Origin of the sequence: Streptomyces sp. NPDC088246 (genome assembly GCF_044741025.1) — a bacterium.
Classification (GTDB): domain Bacteria; phylum Actinomycetota; class Actinomycetes; order Streptomycetales; family Streptomycetaceae; genus Streptomyces.
This window is the reverse complement of sequence record NZ_JBIURV010000022.1, coordinates 20872-38054: the sequence shown is the minus strand read 5'-3', so window position 1 is coordinate 38054 and position 17183 is coordinate 20872. Positions and strand designations below refer to the sequence as shown.

The following is a 17183-nucleotide window of genomic DNA, read 5'->3' as shown; positions in this document are numbered from 1 at the left end:
CGCGGCTACTGCCACGGTGGGCGCACGGGGCCGATTACTCCCGCGGGAGTATGCGCCCGGTGCAGACGGGGCCGTTCAGGAGGGGGTACGTGCCGCTGCGGCGAGCAGCCGGGCCGTGTCCTCGGCGCAGAGCTGCAGCGCCGCGCCGACCGTGGTCAGCACCTCGCGCTCCGACGGCCCGTACGGGCCGTCGGCGAGGGCGATCCTGGCGCCCTGCAGGAGGATCGACTCGCGTCCGGCGGGGGCCAGATGCGGGGCGAGGGGTTCCAGCGCCTCGTGCAGTTCGATGGCGAGGGCCGCTCCGCAGGCCTCGGCCGCCGGGTCGAAGGCGGAGCCGTTGCCGATGTCGGCGGAGAGGACCTCGACGACGGTGGAGAGCTGTTCCTCCGTGCAGTCGTCGAATCCGGCGTCGCGCACGGTGGCGGCAGCGGTCTCCAGAACCGTACGGGAGGTGGTGCCGCCGGCCGCGAGGACACCGAGCGCGACCGTGTGGACGGCGTCCCGGAGCATGGCGGAGAACCGGGTGGTGGTGGGGTGGTCGAGCACATCGGTGTCGAACTGCGCCCGGCAGGCGGCGCATTCGACGACGGGGCCCGCGGTGCCGCGCCGCAGCATCGGCACGCCGAGCACCGCGAAGCGGCGACGGCCGGTGAGCCGACGGTAGTTGCGGTCGCCGCCGCAGCCGGGGCAGAAGAACTCGCCGTCACCGACGGTGTCCCAGATGGTGCGGATGCCGCAGATACGCAGCTTCATGGCGCGTTGTCCCAGGGCTGACCGCACGTCGCACACCTCCGTAACTCCCCCGTAGCCCCAAGGGCACGGGAGGTGCCCCCTCCGGCAACATTGCCGTGTGGACGTGATGTTAACCACAGTCATGATGTGACGTCAGCACCTCGATCGTCACAACCGCCGGAGATGGCCGAACCCCGCCCCCCGGATGCGGGTGGACGGGGTCTTCGGCCGTGCGACTTCATGCCCTTTCGGGCACCGGGTCAGCGGGTGGCGCGGTTGACGGCGGAGACGACCGCCTTCAGCGACGCGCGCGTGGTGTTGGCGTCGATGCCGATGCCCCACAGGACCTTTCCGTCGATCGCGCACTCGATGTACGAGGCGGCCTGGGAGCTGGCGCCCTCGCTCATGGTGTGCTCGGTGTAGTCCAGCAGACGGGCATCGATGCCGATGGCCTGCAGCGCTTCGAAGAACGCGGAGATCGGGCCGTTGCCGGTACCGGTCAGTACGGTGTCCGCGCCGTCCACCGTCGCCTCGACGGTGATGGTGTCCTGGCCGTCGGAGCCGGTCGTGGTCTGGCCGGAGCGGATCTGTACGCGACCCCATTGAGCCGCAGCGTTGTCCGGGCTCGGCAGGTACTCGTCCTGGAACGTGGACCAGATCTGCGTCGGCGTGACCTCGCCGCCCTCGGCATCGGTCTTGGCCTGAATGATCCGGGAGAACTCGATCTGCATCCGGCGCGGCAGGTCCAGCTTGTGGTCGTTCTTCAGGACGTAGGCGATTCCGCCCTTACCGGACTGCGAGTTGACCCGGATGACGGCCTCGTAACTGCGGCCGACATCCTTCGGGTCGATCGGCAGGTACGGCACCGCCCACTCGATGTCGTCGACCGTCCTGCCCTGGGCGGCCGCGTCGGCCTCCATGGCGTCGAAGCCCTTCTTGATGGCGTCCTGGTGGGAGCCGGAGAAGGCGGTGTAGACCAGGTCGCCCGCGTAGGGGTGGCGCGGGTGGACCTCCATCTGGTTGCAGTACTCGCTGGTGCGGCGGATCTCGTCGATCTGCGAGAAGTCGATCTGCGGGTCGACACCCTGCGAGAACAGGTTCATGCCCAGGGTGACCAGGTCGACGTTGCCGGTGCGCTCGCCCTGGCCGAACAGGCAGCCCTCGATCCGGTCCGCACCGGCCATGATGGCCAGTTCGGCGGCGGCGACGGCGGTGCCGCGGTCGTTGTGCGGGTGGACCGACAGACAGACGAACTCGCGGCGCGACAGGTTGCGCGACATCCACTCGAACCGGTCCGCGTGCGTGGACGGGGTCGAACGCTCCACGGTGGCGGGCAGGTTGAGGATGATCTCGCGGCCCTCCTCCGGCTGCCAGACGTCACAGACCGCCTCGCAGACCTCCAGGGCGAAATCCAGCTCGGTGTCGGTGAAGATCTCGGGGCTGTACTGGTAGCCGAAGATCGTCTCCGGGCCCAGCAGCTTCTCCGCGTACTCCATGACCAGCCGGGTGCCGTCCACGGCGATCTGCTTGATGTCGTCCTTCGAGCCGCGGAAGACGACCCGGCGGAAGGTGGGTGCCGTCGCGTTGTACAGGTGCACGGTCGCGCGGCGGGCGCCGACGATGGATTCGACGGTCCGCTCGATCAGGTCCTCGCGGGCCTGCGTCAGTACGGAGATCGTCACGTCCTCGGGGATCGCACCTTCTTCGATGATGGAGCGGACGAACGCGAAGTCGGTCTCGCCGGAGGACGGGAAGCCGACCTCGATCTCCTTGTAGCCCATGCGTACGAGCAGATCGAACATCTCACGCTTGCGGGCCGGCGACATCGGGTCGATCAGCGCCTGGTTGCCGTCGCGCAGATCGGTGGACAGCCAGCGGGGCGCGACGGTGATCCGGTTGTCCGGCCAGGTGCGGTCGGGGATCTCGACGGCCTCGTAGCGGCCGTACTTGTGGATCGGCATCCCGGACGGCTTCTGCAGCTGAGTCGCGTTGGTGATCGGCGTGGGGCGGCCGACGGCGTTCTCGGCGGGGCTCTGAGCGGGATTTGCGGCGGTCATGGCGTACGGCTCCTCGGGGGTCCAACCAATGGGACGGCCGACTGTGTCGCTGCAACACCAGACTCCGCGGGGAGGGGGTCGGCCTACGACTACAGGCCCTCGCCGCGGCAGCTAAGAAGAAGCAGCCCGAAACGCATGATGCGACGAGAGTAGTCGAGAGGCGTCTGATGCGTCCGTCCCGTATCAGTATGCGGGACCGGACGCCGGAAACACCCAAGAGTGATCAATCACTCCATTTCATCAATCCTGGTCGCAACCGGTGACATCACAATCACCCAGTGCCACAGTCGGCTCCATGCAGCCTCAGTCTCAGCACGGGTTCCACCCCGTCTTCTGCACCATCGTGCCGCCCCATGTCCTCGACAAGCTGTCGCAGTCCGACAACCCCGATCTCGCGGGCCCCGCCCGCCGCACCCTGGAGAGCGACGCCGCCCGCCGCACCCGCCGCCAGATGGCAACGGTCACCACCGTGCCTGTCGCCCCCGCGACCGAGGGGGAGGCGTCCGACAAGCCCGACCGGACGCTGTACGACTGTCGTCACCGCACCCAGCTGCCCGGCACCGAGGTCCGCGCCGAGGGCCAGGAGCCGACGAAGGACGCAAGCGTCAACCGCGCGTACGCGGGACTCGGCGCCACTTTCGAACTGCTGCTCAAGGCGTACGGCCGCCGTTCGATCGACGGCAACGGGCTGCCGCTGATCGGCTCCGTGCACTACGACGAGAAGTACAACAACGCCTTCTTCGACGGCGAGCAGATGGTCTTCGGCGACGGGGACGGGGAGATCTTCCTGGACTTCACCGTCGCCATCGACGTGATCGCCCATGAGCTGGCGCACGGCCTGACCCAGTACACCGCCAATCTGAGCTACTACGGCCAGTCCGGCGCACTCAACGAATCGGTGTCCGACGTCTTCGGCTCCCTGGTCAAGCAGTACTCGCTGGGCCAGAGCGCCGATCAGGCCGACTGGCTGATCGGCGCCGGGCTGCTGGCGCCCCGGGTCCACGGCGACGCCCTGCGCTCGATGAAGGCGCCGGGAACCGCGTACGACGACGACGTACTCGGCAAGGACCCGCAGCCCGCGTCGATGGAGGACTACGTCCACACCAGCGAGGACAACGGCGGAGTGCACCTCAACTCGGGTATCCCGAACCGCGCGTTCTATCTGCTGGCGACGGCACTCGGCGGCAATGCGTGGGAGCGGGCCGGGCAGCTCTGGTTCGATGTGCTCACAGGTGGTCAACTGGCCGTGGACGCGGACTTCGCGTCCTTCGCCCGGCTGACCGTGGCCGCGGCCCGCAGCCGCTTCGGGGAGGGCGACGAGGCGGAGGCGGTCCTGAAGGCATGGTCGGAGGTGGGCGTCCCGACCGCGTAGAACAGTTCCGGCCCGTCCGGCGATGGAGGACACCGTATGCGGATTCAGGTCAGCAGGACCGGCGGCTTCGCCGGCATCGCACGCCACCGCGAGGTCGACACCACCGGACGGGCCGACGCCTCAGAGTGGGAGGCCCTGGCCGAATCGGCGCTCGCCGCGGGCCACCACACCCCGCCCCAGGGCGTACCGGACGGCTTCCGCTACCGGATCACGGTCGGCGACCGGACGGTCCACTGCGCGGACCCGAGACTGACCGAAGCCCAGCGCGCACTGATCTCACGCGTCCTGAAGGAGGGCGCGTGAGACAGGCGTACCGCTGAATCCACCGGGGGCGGCGGTCAGAACCCCAGCTTCCGCAGCTGCTTCGGGCCCCATCCACACGGCCGCCCTCGCACCCCTCGGCCCCGGAGGGCGTCAGCGGCTCCGGGCAGCTGCGCCGGCCTCCGGCCGCCGGACCGGGGCGGCGGTCAGAACCCCAGCTTCCGCAGCTGCTTCGGATCGCGCTGCCAGTCCTTGGCCACCTTCACATGCAGGTCCAGGAAGACCGGCGTACCGAGCAGTGCCTCGATGTGCTTGCGCGACTTCGTGCCGACGTCCTTCAGCCGCTTGCCCTTCGGGCCGATGATGATGCCCTTCTGGCTGGGGCGCTCGATGTAGACGTTGGCGTGGATATCGAGCAGCGGCTTGTCCGCCGGGCGGTCCTCGCGCGGCAGCATCTCCTCGACGACGACCGCGATGGAGTGCGGCAGCTCATCCCGTACGCCTTCGAGCGCGGCCTCGCGGATCAGCTCCGCGACCATGACCATCTCGGGCTCGTCGGTGAGGTCGCCCTCCGGGTAGAGCGGCGGGCTCTCCGGGAGCAGCGGGGCGATCAGATCGGCCAGCAGGTCGACCTGGCCGGCCCCTCTCCCACCACCACCCTTGTTCGAGGGACTGCGTCCTGCCTCCTGCTCAGCCTTGACCGCGGAGACCGGGACGATCTCCGCCCACTCGAAGCCGAGCTCCTCACCGAGGCGGGAGACGGCGAGCAGCTGTTCGGCGAGCTGCTTGGAGTCGACCAGGTCGGTCTTGGTGATGACGGCGATCTTCGGGGTCTTCTTGATGCCCGCGAGTTCCTTGACGATGTACTTGTCGCCGGGGCCGAGCTTCTGGTCGGCGGGCAGGCAGAACCCGATGACGTCGACCTCGGCCCAGGTGGTCCGTACGACGTCGTTGAGACGCTCGCCCAGCAGCGTGCGCGGCTTGTGGAGGCCGGGGGTGTCGACGAGGATCAGCTGCGCGTCCTCGCGGTGCACGATGCCGCGCACGGTGTGCCGGGTGGTCTGGGGCCGGTTGGAGGTGATCGCCACCTTCTGGCCGACCAGAGCGTTCGTGAGGGTGGACTTGCCCGCGTTGGGGCGGCCCACGAAGCAGGCGAAGCCGGCCCGGTGGGGGGCGTTGTTCGCAGCCTGCTGTGCAGCGGCTTCTGTGTCAGGTCGAACGCTCATGGCGCCCATTGTCCCCGATCCTGGCGGCCTCGCTGTACCAAGGGCCCCGGCGAGGCCTGTCGCGCGTCGTCTCAGGCCCTGCGGGTACGGCTCCGACGGGCCCGAATCCACATCCCCGTACCCCCGCCGACGATCACCAGCAGGACCCCGGCCACCAGCCAGGGCAGTGCGAAGTAGGAGACGGCGGCGGACTCGCGGGTGTCGCGGGCGCTCGCGGTCAGTTCTATCTCGCCCCATTCCAGCTGGGGCGCGTCGGCCCACTGTTCGGTCAGCCTGACCTGCTGGCGGGGCAGCAGTTCGGAGGGGATCTTCTTGAGATCCCGGGCGAGCAGGGTGCGGCCGAAGAGGCCCTCGGCCTTGAGAGCGACCTTGGGGTTGAGGGTGACATTGCCCCGGTTGTGGAGCGTGTACGAGATGACGGCCCGGCTCCTGCCGGTGCCCGGGACCAGCGGCTGGGTGTGCTCGACCTCGACGTCGTCGACGGAGAGCGCGGGCATGGTCGGTCCGTTGATCCGCAGATAGATCCGGGCACCCACCGCCTTCTGGATGCCGACGGCGACGGCTCCCGCGTCGGCGGGGTCGATGCGTTCGTCGAGGGCGACGAGTGCGCCGGGGTGGTCGCCCGGCTCGGCGTCCTTCGGGACGGTGATGGTGACCAGGACGGTGACCGAGCCGTGCGGGCGCACGGTGACCCGTTCGCGGTCGGTCCTCGCCCAGGCGCCGACCGAGCGCTGTTTCTCGTTCTGGGCACGGACGGCGAATCCGCCGTCGCGTGCGGTGTTGTAGGCGTCGGCCGCGTACAGCCGGAAGGTCTGCGGCCGGTCCGTCTTGTTGGTGACGGTGACCTTGTCGTCGAGCGTGGCGCCGGGGTCGGCGGAGAGGTAGAAGTAGGGGCGCTGCCCGGTCTGTGTGGTCGCCGGGTAGACCGACCAGCTGCCGTTGTCCGCGGCGTGGACCGCAGGGGCTCCGATCAGCATGAGGGCGCCGGCCACGAGGAGTACGTACAGCTTGCGCACGGTGCGGGGCCTCCGGGTCGGTCGGTCTCGGTTCGGAGCGGTCCGGGCGGGTGCGCGCCCGGTCCACCGGTTGATCGGGGCTGCTCGGTCACGTGAGGGTGAGGGTGAGCACGCCGGAGTACGCGCCGGGGGCGGTGTACGCCGGTACGTTCAGCGCGAGCCGGGCGTCGACGGTGAACTCGCCGCCGGTGAAGTTCCCGTTCGGCGTGGACGCCAGCGTGGCGCCCGCGCTGCCGACCGGTCCCGCGGAACCGGCCGCACAGGTGCTGGGACTGCCGGCCTTCGTCGCGCAGACCGGGGTCCAGCCGAGTGCGGATGCGCCGATCGTCGCGCCGCCGGGGCCCTTGAAGTCGGTGACTTTTCCGGTCAGGGACCAGCCGGCGGGGCCACCGCGGTAGTCCTCGACCGTCACCGTCTGCAGGGAGCCGCGGGAGGCGCCGCCCTTCCCGAAGTCGACCGCCGACATCTCGACGGTGTCCCCGGCCTGGACCATGGACAGCGTGCCCGCCTTGACGGACGAGTTGAGCTGCTGGCTGCCGTCCGGGATCTCGCCGCCGCCACTGGTGACGGTGTAGGCCTGCGGGCCCGCGCCCCTGGCCGCGTCCCAGTTGCCGCCCTCGTAGGCGACGATGCCGGTGGTCGCCGGATCGTTGACGGTGAGCCGGCCGCTGAAGCCGCCGGAGCCGTCCGCCTTGACGGTGGCCGTGTCGGCGGTCCGGGTGTCACCGGCCCGGCCCGCGAGGGTGATGTCCGCACCCGCGGTGAACTTCGACCCGGTCACGGTGACAGCGTCGCCCGCCTTGCCGGATGCGGTCCCGAGCTGGATGGCACGCTCGTTGACCTGGCCGCCGCCGTCCGTCGCGATGATCGTCTGGGAGACGGGAGCGGGCGGGTTCGTCACTGTGCAGGGGGTGTCCAGCTCCATGATGTAGCTGGTGTGGATGTTGTAGTCGCCGGGCGACAGCGTGATCCGACCGGGTGCGGTGACCGTGAAGGTGCCGGTCATCGAGAACGGCGGGAAGTCGCCCTTGCCGGGTACGGGGTCGTTCTTCTTCGGGCCCGCGACGGTGACGCTCGCGGACTGCGCGCCGCCGACAGTGACCTTGCCGGTCGGCGTCATGATGTCGGCGGGCAGCGCCAGATCGACCGGGTTGCCCGCGGCCGGTTTGACGACGGTGTACGTGACCGTGACCGTGTCGCCCACCTCCGGGGCGGCGTTGTCGACGGTGATCTCGGCCTTCGTGGGCCCGTCGATCGGCGGGATACCCGCGATGGCCGGCGGAATGCAGTGGGTGGGGAAGTCCACCGGTACGGAGGCCGTCGCCATGGCCTGCGCGGGGCCTGCGAGTCCCCCTCCCCCGGCGACGACGAGCGCGCCCACGCCCAGCGCGGCGGCCCAGCGGCGGCCGCGCGCGGGACGTTTTCGGACATCGGATCTTCGCAGGCTGATTCTTCGAACGGTCGGACGCATGGAGCCCCCTCCTGCCGGATGCGGCGCAGCGGCTCGTCTGCGCCGACAGGGGGCCCATTGACGACTCCGGCCGAAGAGAAGTCAATGGAAGCGAAATGCACCGACTGATGGGCCATCAGATGCTGTCAAGATCCTCATTCCCCTCACACGGTGTGCGAACGCCCCGCGCCGGTGGGGTGCGGGGCGTTCGTACACGGTGTGAGGATTCTGTCGGCGTCAGCCCGCCGTCACGCTGACCCGCAGCGCGCCGTCGGGTCCGGCGAGCAGTACCGGTGTGTCCGGGCCGCCCAGGTCCCGTACCGCGGCGCGGTCCGTGTCCGACGGGGTCTGCGCCTCGGAGACGACCGCGGCCGCCTCCAGCGAGGTGGCGCCGCTGGCCACGGCCATCGCCACGGCGGTCTGCAGCGCGCTGAGCTTCAGAGACTCCAGCTGCACGGTGCCCGCGACGTACGTACGTCCGGTCTCGTCCCGTACGGCCGCGCCCTCCGGGACACCGTTGCGGGCGCGGGCGCTGCGCGCCAGCGTGACGATCTTGCGGTCCTCGGGGCCGAGGTCGGTGCTCTCAGTCATGTGCCGAGCATACGAACCGGGGGGCCTGTTCCCCGCCCCGCCCCACCCCCGCGGGGACCTACGCCCGGTCCAGCCGCAGCCGTTCCGCCTTCGGCAGCCCCGCCACCACCAGGTCGTAGGAGTCCTCGATCAGCTCACGGAGCACCCGGTCCGGCACCCCGGACACCGTCACCGTGTTCCAGTGCCGCTTGTTCATGTGCCAGCCCGGCACCACCGCGTCGTACTCCTCCCGCAGCCGCACCGCCTCGTCCGGATCGCACTTGAGGTTCACCGTCAGCGGTCGCGCATCCAGCGCGGTGAGGGCGAACATCTTGCCGAGCACCTTGAAGACGGACGCCTCCGGCCCGAACGGGAACTCCTCGACGCTCGCGTTGAACTCCAGGCAGAACGCCCTCAGCTGCTGCGGAGTCACCCCGCGTCCACCCCCTGGGGCCCCACGGGCTCCACCAGCACCGTGACGATCTTGTTCCGGCGGCCCGCCGGGGACTCCGCGGTCAGCCGCAGCCGGCGGCCGTCCGGCAGGTCGACGACCGCCGACGCCCCGGCGATCGGCACCCGGCCCAGCGCCTTCGCGAGCAGTCCGCCGACCGTTTCCACATCCTCGTCGTCGTACTCGTCGAGGCCGAACAGCTCCCCGAGGTCGCCGATGTCGAGGCGCGCGGTCACCCGGAAGCAGCCGTTCTCCAGCTCCTGGACGGGCGGGAGTTCGCGGTCGTACTCGTCGGTGATCTCGCCGACGATCTCTTCGAGGATGTCCTCGATGGTGACGATGCCCGCCGTGCCGCCGTACTCGTCGATCACAACGGCGACATGGCTGCGGTCCTGCTGCATCTCGCGCAGCAGATCACCGGCGTTCTTCGTGTCGGGCACGAACGCCGCCGGCCGTATCGCCGTGGAGACCGGATCGGCCTCCGACTCCCGGTTGATGTGCGTCTTGCGGACCAGGTCCTTGAGGTACACGATGCCGACGATGTCGTCCTCGTTCTCCCCGGTGACGGGGATCCGCGAGAAACCGGAGCGCAGCGCCAGGGTCAGCGCCTGCCGGATCGTCTTGTAGCGCTCGATGCAGACCAGGTCGGTCCGCGGCACCATGACCTCGCGTACGAGCGTGTCACCGAGCTCGAAGACCGAGTGCACCATGCGGCGCTCCTCGTCCTCGATCAGCGACTCCTGCTCGGCGAGGTCGACCATCGCCCGCAGTTCGGCCTCGCTGGCGAACGGCCCCTTGCGGAACCCCTTGCCCGGCGTCAGCGCGTTGCCGATGAGGATCAGCAGCTGCGGGATGGGGCCCATGATCCTGGCCAGCGGCAGCAGGACGTACGCCGCTGCCGTGGCCGTGTTCAGCGGGTGCTGGCGGCCGATGGTGCGCGGCGACACACCGATGGCGACATAGGAGACGAGAACCATCACGGCCATGGCGACGGCCAGCGCCTCCCAGGTCTCCGGGAACTCCTTCAGACAGGCGTACGTGACGAGCACACCGGCCGACATCTCGCAGGCGACCCGCACCAGCAGGGCGACATTGAGATAACGGGTCGGATCCGCCGCGACCTGTTCCAGCTTCTGGCTGCCGCGCCGGCCGGATCGGACCGCCTCGGCGGCCCGGAAACTGGACGTACGGGCGATGCCCGCCTCCGCACAGGCGGCCAGCCAGCCGACGACGACCAGCAGGACGGCACCGAGGACGAGGGGAACGCTCACGACACGGTGGGCGCGGGCGACGGGCCGGTCAGGCCGTGCTCGGCGCGCCAGCCGTCGACGATCGCGGCCTGGAGACCGAACATCTCGGCCTTCTCGTCCGGCTCCTCGTGGTCGTACCCGAGGAGGTGCAGCACTCCATGGACGGTGAGGAGCTGGAGCTCCTCGTCCATGGAGTGCTGCGTCTCCGCGTCCTCACCCTGCTTCTTGGCGACCTCCGGGCAGAGCACGATGTCACCGAGGAGCCCCTGCGGGGGCTCCTCGTCGTCCTTGGACGGCGGACGGAGTTCGTCCATCGGGAAGGACATGACATCCGTGGGTCCCGGCAGGTCCATCCACTGGATGTGGAGCTGCTCCATGGCGTCGGTGTCCACCACGATCACCGAGAGTTCGGAGAGCGGGTGGATCCGCATCCGCGCGAGCGCGTAGCGGGCGATGTCGAGGATCGCCTGCTCGTCGACCTCGGTTCCGGACTCGTTGTTGACGTCGATCGACATGGTGCGCTGCGACTACTTCCGTTTGTGGCTGTCTCGGCTGTCGTACTTTTCGTACGCGTCGACGATACGGCCGACCAGCTTGTGCCGGACGACATCCTGGGAGGTGAGCCGGGAGAAGTGCACGTCCTCGACGCCGTCCAGGATGTCCTGGACCTGACGCAGACCGCTCTTGGTCCCGTTCGGCAGGTCGACCTGAGTGACGTCACCGGTGACGACGATCTTCGAGTCGAAACCGAGCCGGGTCAGGAACATCTTCATCTGCTCGGCGCTGGTGTTCTGCGCCTCGTCGAGAATGATGAACGCGTCATTGAGCGTGCGGCCGCGCATGTACGCCAGGGGCGCCACCTCGATCGTGCCCGCCGCCATCAGCCGCGGGATCGAGTCGGGGTCGAGCATGTCGTGGAGCGCGTCGTAGAGCGGGCGCAGATATGGGTCGATCTTCTCGTAGAGAGTGCCCGGCAGGAAGCCGAGCCGCTCGCCCGCCTCGACGGCGGGACGGGTCAGGATGATCCGGTTGACCTGCTTGGACTGCAGGGCCTGGACCGCCTTCGCCATGGCGAGATAGGTCTTGCCGGTGCCCGCGGGGCCGATACCGAAGACGACTGTGTGCTTGTCGATGGCGTCGACGTACCGCTTCTGATTGAGCGTCTTGGGGCGGATCGTGCGACCGCGGCTGGAGAGGATGTTCTGGGTGAGCACCTCGGCCGGTGTCTCAGGGCCGTCCCCCTCGCCGCTCTCACTCGCCCTGAGCATGGCGATCGAGCGTTCCACTGCGTCCTCCGTCATCGGCTGACCGGTGCGGAGCACCAGCATCATCTCGTCGAACAGGCGCTGGATCAGGGCGACTTCCGTCGCGTCTCCGGCGGCGCTGACCTCATTTCCCCGGACATGGATGTCGGCCGCCGGGAAGGCCGTCTCGATCACGCGCAGCAGGGCGTCACCTGAGCCCAGAACGGTCACCATCGGATGCTTGGCCGGAACGGTGAACTGGGCTCGTGCCTGCCCCGGCGCGGGGGTCTGGGCTGTGGGTGTCTGAGTCATGGGCCGGCTCTGTGGCCTGCACATACCTCCCGTTGCAAGGTTCTCGCCGATCGACAACCTCTGGATTACCAAGCGTACGACTCCGCACTGACAACACCGAGGGCTTTTTCGCACAGGCTGCGAACACATGTGCCCAGGGTTACGCCGGGCGGCGGAAGCCGATCGTCGGGACGGCCCGGCGCAGCGGCCACGGCCGGGCGGTCGCGGGCAGCAGTTCCTCCAGGAACGCGTATCGCTGCAGCGCCGCCGGGTCCTGGTCGGCGAACGTGCGGACCTGCTGCCACCAGGCGGCGATCTCCTCCCAGTCCGGCGCCGACAGCGATCCGCCGAACTCCTGCACCGAGAGCGCCGCGGTGAGCCCGGCGAAGGCCAGCCGGTCGGCCAGCGGCCAGTCCGCCAGGGTGCCGGTGACGAATCCGGCGACGAAGACATCGCCCGCCCCGGTCGGGTCCAGCGCCTCGACCTCGATCGCGGGTACCTCGGCGCTCGCCCCGGTCACCGCGTCCACCGCGTACGCGCCCTCCGCGCCCAGGGTGACCACGGCGAGCGGCACCCGCTCGGCCAGGGCGTGGGCGGCGGCGCGCGGGCAGTCGGTGCGGGTGTAGCGCATCGCCTCCTCGGCGTTGGGCAGGAAGGCCTGGCAGTGCTCCAGGTCGACGAGGGCGTCAAGGTCCCAGCGGCCGGTCTCGTCCCAGCCGACGTCGGCGAAGATCCGGGCGCCGTTCCTGGCCGCCCTGGCGACCCAGGGCTCGCTGCGGCCGGGGACGAGCGAGGCAATGGCGGCCCGGGCACGGGGCGGGCAGCTCGGGAACGCGGGTTCCTCGGCGGGGACCGCGACGCCGGGGGTGTCAGCGGGGCCCGGGGCCTCGTGGCCGTGCGAGACCATCGTCCGCTCGCCCTCGTACGCCATCGAGACGGTCACCGGCGAGTGCCAGCCGGGGACGGTGTGCGACATCGACAGGTCGATGCCCTCACCCTGCTCCAGGGCATCCCAGCAGTACTCCCCGTAGTGGTCGTCGCCGAACGCCGCGGCCAGCGAGGTGTGCAGTCCCAGCCGGGCCAGCGCGGTGGCCATGTTGGCGACCCCGCCGGGGCTGGAACCCATGCCGCGCGCCCAGGACTCGGTACCGCGCACCGGGGCGCTGTCCAGGCCGGTGAAGACGATGTCGAGGAAGACCGTGCCGGTGAGGAAGACGTCGCAGTCCGGGTCCTGAGGGGCGCGCAGCCCGTCCAGTGGGTCGATGCCTGGAATGTGTGTGCTCACTTGCACTCCCCGGTCGTGGCAGATCTGGCCAGTGTGCCCGATTCACCCCCGTAACCGGAGGGTCCGCGCCGCCGCTTCCGGAGGGTCGGGGGCGACCCCGCACATACAGACGCTGACCTGCGCAAACGAACGCTGCTACCCGGACGGCCGGAGGGCAAACGCATATGTGGCCCAGATCACACAGGGGCGCCTTTCGGCCAGCCTGACGCAGTTGATACAAATTGGCCCGCGAGCCCCGTCGGCGACAGTCGCCGCGTGCCCCGCCTCCCCCGTGTTTCCCGCATTGCCCTCCCCTGCCTTCTCTGCCTCCTTCGGCATGTCTTCAGGAACGCCCATGTCCTCGCGCCCTCGCGCCGCGTGGCCCCTGGTCGCCGTGTTCACCGCCGGTTACCTCGCCGCCTATCTGCTCCCCACCATCGTCGGACGGCTCTCCGTCCATCTGGGCCTCAGTACGGCCCAGGCCGGTCTGGTGGGCAGCGCCCTGCTGCTGAGCTCAGCCACCGCCGGGTTCACGCTGGCGGGCCGGGTCGAGGTGTACGGCCCGCGAAGGGCGGCCCGGACCGGACTGGTGCTGGCCATGGTGGGGTACGGCTGCGCAGCGCTGGCAGGCTCCGTGCCGCTGGTGGTCATGGGCGCGATGATCGGCGGCTTCGGCTCCGGCACGGCGACCGCGGTGGCCGCAGCGGGCATCGCCGCCCAGCGCGATCCGCACCGGACCTCGTCGCTGGGGCTGCTCAGCGTCTCCGCGACGGCGGGCGCCCTGTATCTGACGATCCCGCACCTCGGCGGCGGCCACCGGCTGCCGTTCGCCTCGATCGCCCTGGCCGCCCTGTTCGTCTGGCCCGCCACCGCGCGGCTCGGCGGTGCCGCGCCCAGCGGTCCCGCCGCCCCCGTCGCCGGCCGGTTGCCGCACCGCCGTTCCGGTCTGGTGCTGGCGGGCGGAATGCTCGTCTGGTCCATGGCACAGAACGCGCTGTGGGGCGTCAGCGGCCGGATCGGTGTGGTCCAGGCCGGGCTCTCCGAGGTCACCGTCGGTGCGGTGTTCGCCGCCGCGCTCGGTGCGGGTCTGCTCGGGGTGATGGGCGCCGGGGTGCTGGGCGCGAGGCTCGGCCGCGCGGTGCCGATCGGCATGGGCACCGTGATCATCGCGGTGAGCATCGTGCTCAGCTCGTCGGCCGGGAATCTCGGTTCGTTCGCGACCGGCGAGATCCTGTGGAACACCGTCTACCCGGTGGTCCTGTCGTATCTGATCGGCCTGGCCGCTTCCCTGGACGTACGCGGTCGCTGGGCGGTGCTCGCGGGCTCCGCGTCATCCGTCGGAGTGGCCTGCGGACCGGTGCTCGGCAGCGTGCTGTCCGAGCAGGCCGGCTACCCGGTCATGGGGCTGATCCTGGGCGCCGTCACGCTCCTGGTCGCGGCCCCGGTCACGGCTGTCGCCCTGCACACCGGTGGCCGCCCGCTGGTGCCGGGATCGGTGCGCCGCAGGGGCGGCGCACCGGCCGCGCTGCTCGCCGTCACCACCGGAGCGGTACCCGGTGCCGTGCCCAAGCTGGGCGCGCCCGAGCAGGCCGTCACGGAGATCAGCCTGCCCGCGCTGCGTCGCAGGCGCCCGGTCAGGAACGCGTTCCGGACGGCCGGCCCGTCGGGTGCGGCCGGTCAGTCGAACTCGTACGCCTCGACCTCGGCCAGATAGCGCGTCCTGCGCTCCTCGTCGTGGTCGAGGAAGGCCGCCTCGAAGGAGTTGCGCGCCAGCGTACGCAACTGCTCGTGGTCCAGGCCGAGCGTCTCGTGGACGGCGTGGAAGGTGTCCCCGACGTATCCGCCGAAATAGGCGGGGTCGTCGGAGTTCACCGTGCAGAGCAGTCCGGCGGCCATCATGGCCCGCAGCGGGTGCTCCTCCAGCGTGTCGATGGCGCGCAGCCGCACGTTGGACAGCGGGCAGAGGGTGAGCGGCACCCGCTCGGCGGCCAGCCGCTTCACCAGGTCCGCGTCCTCCATGCAGCGCAGCCCGTGGTCGATACGCTCGGCCCCGAGGACGTCCAGGGCCTCCCGGATGTACTCGGGCGGGCCCTCCTCGCCGGCATGGGCGACCTTGCGCAGCCCGAGCGCCCCGGCCGCCTCGTACACCTCACGGAACTTGACGGGCGGGTGCCCGACCTCCGCCGAGTCGAGGCCGACCGCGCTGATCCGGTGCAGATACGGCTTCGCGGCCTCCAGGGTCTCCAGCGCCGACTCGGCCGACTGGTCGCGCAGGAAGCACATGATCAGCTGGGTGGAGATGCCGTGCTTCTCCTCGCTGCGGTCCAGCGCCCGGCCGAGCCCGTCGACGACGGTGCCGATCGGGACGCCGCGGGCGGTGTGTGCCTGCGGGTCGAAGAAGATCTCCGCGTGCCGGACGCCCTGGGCGGCGGCGCGGGTGAGATACGCGTCGGCGAGTTCCTCGAAGTCCTCCTCGGTCCGGAGCACCGCCATCAGGGCGTAGTACAGATCGAGGAAGGTCTGCAGATCGTCGAAGAGATAGGCGGTGCGGAGCTCTTCGGTGTTCGCGTACGGCAGCTGCACGCCGTTGCGTTCGGCGAGCGCGAAGGCCAGCTCGGGTTCGAGGGTTCCTTCGATGTGGAGGTGGAGTTCGGCTTTGGGGAGGTGCACGGGTTTTTCACGCTCACAAATGGTGGTGCTGATGTGTTTCAGAGGTGCCGGGTGGGCACGGGAACCCGGCCGAGGTCCCGGGCGACGGTCAGTTCGCCCTCGAACCCTGCGGCGCGGGCCTGGGCCTCGAAGACGGCCGGATCGTCGTACCGCTGCGAGAAGTGCGTCAGCACGAGGTGCCGTACGCCCGCGTCCCGGGCCACCCGGGCCGCCTGGCCGGCGGTCAGATGGCCGTGGTCGGTGGCCAGTCGTTCGTCCTCGTCGAGGAAGGTCGACTCGATGACCAGCAGGTCGCATCCCTCGGCGAGCACGTGCACGCCGTCGCAGAGCCTTGTGTCCATGATGAACGCGAACCGCTGCCCGCGCCTGCGCTCGGAGACCTCGTCGAGCGGCACGCCGCCGAGGGAGCCCTCCCGCTGGATCCGGCCGACGTCCGGCCCCTTGATGCCGTGCTCGGCGAGCTTCGCGGGCAGCATGCGGCGCCCGTCGGGCTCGACGAGCCGGTAGCCGTACGACTCGACGGGGTGCGAGAGCCGGTGGCTGCTGAGCGTGTACGCGTCCGTGGCGGCGAGCACCCCGTCGGCGGCGACCGGGGCCTCGGTCAGCTCGACGGACTCGCGGTAGGCGGTCGCGTACCGCAGCCGCTCGAAGAAGCGCTGTCCGCTCGCCGGGTAGTGCGCGGTGACCGGGTGCGGGACCTGGTCGAGGTTGATCCGCTGGATCACCCCGGCCAGGCCGAGCGAGTGGTCACCGTGGAAGTGCGTGACACAGATCCGGTTGATGTCGTGCGCGGCGACGCCGGCCCGCAGCATCTGGCGCTGAGTGCCCTCACCCGGGTCGAAGAGGATGCCCTCGCCGTCCCAGCGGAGCAGATAGCCGTTGTGATTGCGGTGCCTGGTCGGGACCTGGCTGGCGGTGCCGAGGACCACGAGTTCGCGTACGGACACGGTGTGCGATCGACCGTTCTAGCCGGGGGGCCACTGCAGTCCGCGGCCGCCCAGGACGTGGGCGTGCGCGTGGAAGACGGTCTGTCCGGCGCCCGAGCCGGTGTTGAAGACGACCCGGTAGCCGCTGTCCACGATCTTCTCGTCGGCGGCGACGTGTCCGGCCTCGCGCAGTATGTCGGCGGCGATCCCCGGCTCGGCGGCGGCGAGGGCGGCGGCGTCCGGGTGGTGGACGCGGGGGATGACGAGTACGTGCGTGGGGGCCTGCGGGTTTATGTCACGGAAGGCGACGGTGGTTTCGGTCTCCCGGACGATGGTTGCCGGGATGTCACCCGAGACGATCTTGCAGAACAGGCAGTCGGGCTGCGGTTCTCCCGCCATGGGG

At 70.2% G+C, this 17183-nt stretch carries 17 protein-coding genes; 3 read left to right on the top strand and 14 right to left on the bottom strand.

Going from position 1 to position 17183, the window contains the following annotated elements; all coding sequences use genetic code 11:
- Positions 1-75 precede the first annotated feature (75 nt).
- Entirely contained in the window at positions 76-753 is a 678-nt protein-coding gene (locus tag ACIPEK_RS27595; protein WP_383070288.1) for a TerB family tellurite resistance protein, read from the bottom strand.
- 239 nt (positions 754-992) lie between these two features.
- The gene (gene leuA, locus ACIPEK_RS27590; RefSeq protein ID WP_402001208.1) at positions 993-2789 is read right to left on the bottom strand and encodes a 2-isopropylmalate synthase; all 1797 of its coding nucleotides are present in this window, start codon (positions 2787-2789) and stop codon (positions 993-995) included.
- A gap of 295 nt (positions 2790-3084) precedes the next feature.
- Here leuA and ACIPEK_RS27585 point away from each other — a divergent pair, with 295 nt between their 5' ends.
- Complete coding sequence (locus ACIPEK_RS27585; protein WP_402001205.1) at positions 3085-4161, top strand: M4 family metallopeptidase; 1077 nt, start codon at positions 3085-3087, stop codon at positions 4159-4161.
- Between the two features lie 36 nt (positions 4162-4197).
- Positions 4198-4464 (top strand): protealysin inhibitor emfourin, encoded by a 267-nt coding sequence (locus tag ACIPEK_RS27580; RefSeq protein WP_383070294.1) that lies wholly within the window; start codon positions 4198-4200, stop codon positions 4462-4464.
- A 164-nt stretch (positions 4465-4628) separates the two neighbouring features.
- Here ACIPEK_RS27580 and ACIPEK_RS27575 read toward each other — a convergent pair whose 3' ends face one another.
- From ACIPEK_RS27575 to ACIPEK_RS27535, 9 genes are all read right to left on the bottom strand, one after another.
- Positions 4629-5657 carry a GTPase Era gene (locus tag ACIPEK_RS27575; protein WP_402001202.1) on the bottom strand — a complete coding sequence of 343 codons (1029 nt, stop codon included), beginning with the start codon at positions 5655-5657 and terminating at the stop codon, positions 4629-4631.
- Between the two features lie 62 nt (positions 5658-5719).
- The gene (locus ACIPEK_RS27570; protein WP_402001199.1) at positions 5720-6664 is read right to left on the bottom strand and encodes a WxL protein peptidoglycan domain-containing protein; all 945 of its coding nucleotides are present in this window, start codon (positions 6662-6664) and stop codon (positions 5720-5722) included.
- Positions 6665-6752: 88 nt separating this feature from the next.
- Positions 6753-8135: a beta-xylosidase gene (locus ACIPEK_RS27565; protein ID WP_402001196.1), complete on the bottom strand. Its 1383-nt coding sequence runs from the start codon at positions 8133-8135 to the stop codon at positions 6753-6755.
- A gap of 216 nt (positions 8136-8351) precedes the next feature.
- A complete protein-coding gene (locus ACIPEK_RS27560; RefSeq protein ID WP_402001193.1) occupies positions 8352-8705 on the bottom strand; it encodes a cytidine deaminase in 354 nt (117 codons plus the stop codon).
- A 58-nt stretch (positions 8706-8763) separates the two neighbouring features.
- Positions 8764-9117: an MmcQ/YjbR family DNA-binding protein gene (locus ACIPEK_RS27555; RefSeq protein WP_383967632.1), complete on the bottom strand. Its 354-nt coding sequence runs from the start codon at positions 9115-9117 to the stop codon at positions 8764-8766.
- Positions 9114-10406: a hemolysin family protein gene (locus ACIPEK_RS27550; protein WP_402001190.1), complete on the bottom strand. Its 1293-nt coding sequence runs from the start codon at positions 10404-10406 to the stop codon at positions 9114-9116. The genes ACIPEK_RS27555 and ACIPEK_RS27550 overlap by 4 nt, the downstream gene beginning before the upstream one ends.
- Positions 10403-10900, bottom strand: a complete 498-nt coding sequence (gene ybeY, locus ACIPEK_RS27545) for an rRNA maturation RNase YbeY (protein ID WP_327275325.1) — start codon at positions 10898-10900, stop codon at positions 10403-10405. The genes ACIPEK_RS27550 and ybeY overlap by 4 nt, the downstream gene beginning before the upstream one ends.
- Positions 10901-10912: 12 nt before the next feature.
- Positions 10913-11941, bottom strand: a complete 1029-nt coding sequence (locus ACIPEK_RS27540; RefSeq protein ID WP_402001187.1) for a PhoH family protein — start codon at positions 11939-11941, stop codon at positions 10913-10915.
- A 139-nt stretch (positions 11942-12080) separates the two neighbouring features.
- Complete coding sequence (locus ACIPEK_RS27535) at positions 12081-13205, bottom strand: carbohydrate kinase family protein (RefSeq protein WP_402001184.1); 1125 nt, start codon at positions 13203-13205, stop codon at positions 12081-12083.
- Positions 13206-13539: 334 nt separating this feature from the next.
- Between ACIPEK_RS27535 and ACIPEK_RS27530 the strand changes: the two genes are divergently transcribed.
- A complete protein-coding gene (locus ACIPEK_RS27530; protein ID WP_402001181.1) occupies positions 13540-14898 on the top strand; it encodes an MFS transporter in 1359 nt (452 codons plus the stop codon).
- On the opposite strand, the gene ACIPEK_RS27525 is transcribed toward ACIPEK_RS27530, so the two are convergent.
- Genes ACIPEK_RS27525 through ACIPEK_RS27515 form a run of 3 tightly spaced genes read right to left on the bottom strand, consistent with a single transcriptional unit; the run spans position 14862 to position 17179 of the window.
- A complete protein-coding gene (locus tag ACIPEK_RS27525; RefSeq protein WP_383070314.1) occupies positions 14862-15854 on the bottom strand; it encodes an adenosine deaminase in 993 nt (330 codons plus the stop codon). The genes ACIPEK_RS27530 and ACIPEK_RS27525 overlap by 37 nt on opposite strands.
- A 38-nt stretch (positions 15855-15892) precedes the next feature.
- Positions 15893-16801 carry a ribonuclease Z gene (locus ACIPEK_RS27520; protein ID WP_402001178.1) on the bottom strand — a complete coding sequence of 303 codons (909 nt, stop codon included), beginning with the start codon at positions 16799-16801 and terminating at the stop codon, positions 15893-15895.
- A gap of 18 nt (positions 16802-16819) precedes the next feature.
- Complete coding sequence (locus ACIPEK_RS27515; protein WP_093897094.1) at positions 16820-17179, bottom strand: histidine triad nucleotide-binding protein; 360 nt, start codon at positions 17177-17179, stop codon at positions 16820-16822.
- Positions 17180-17183 lie beyond the last annotated feature (4 nt).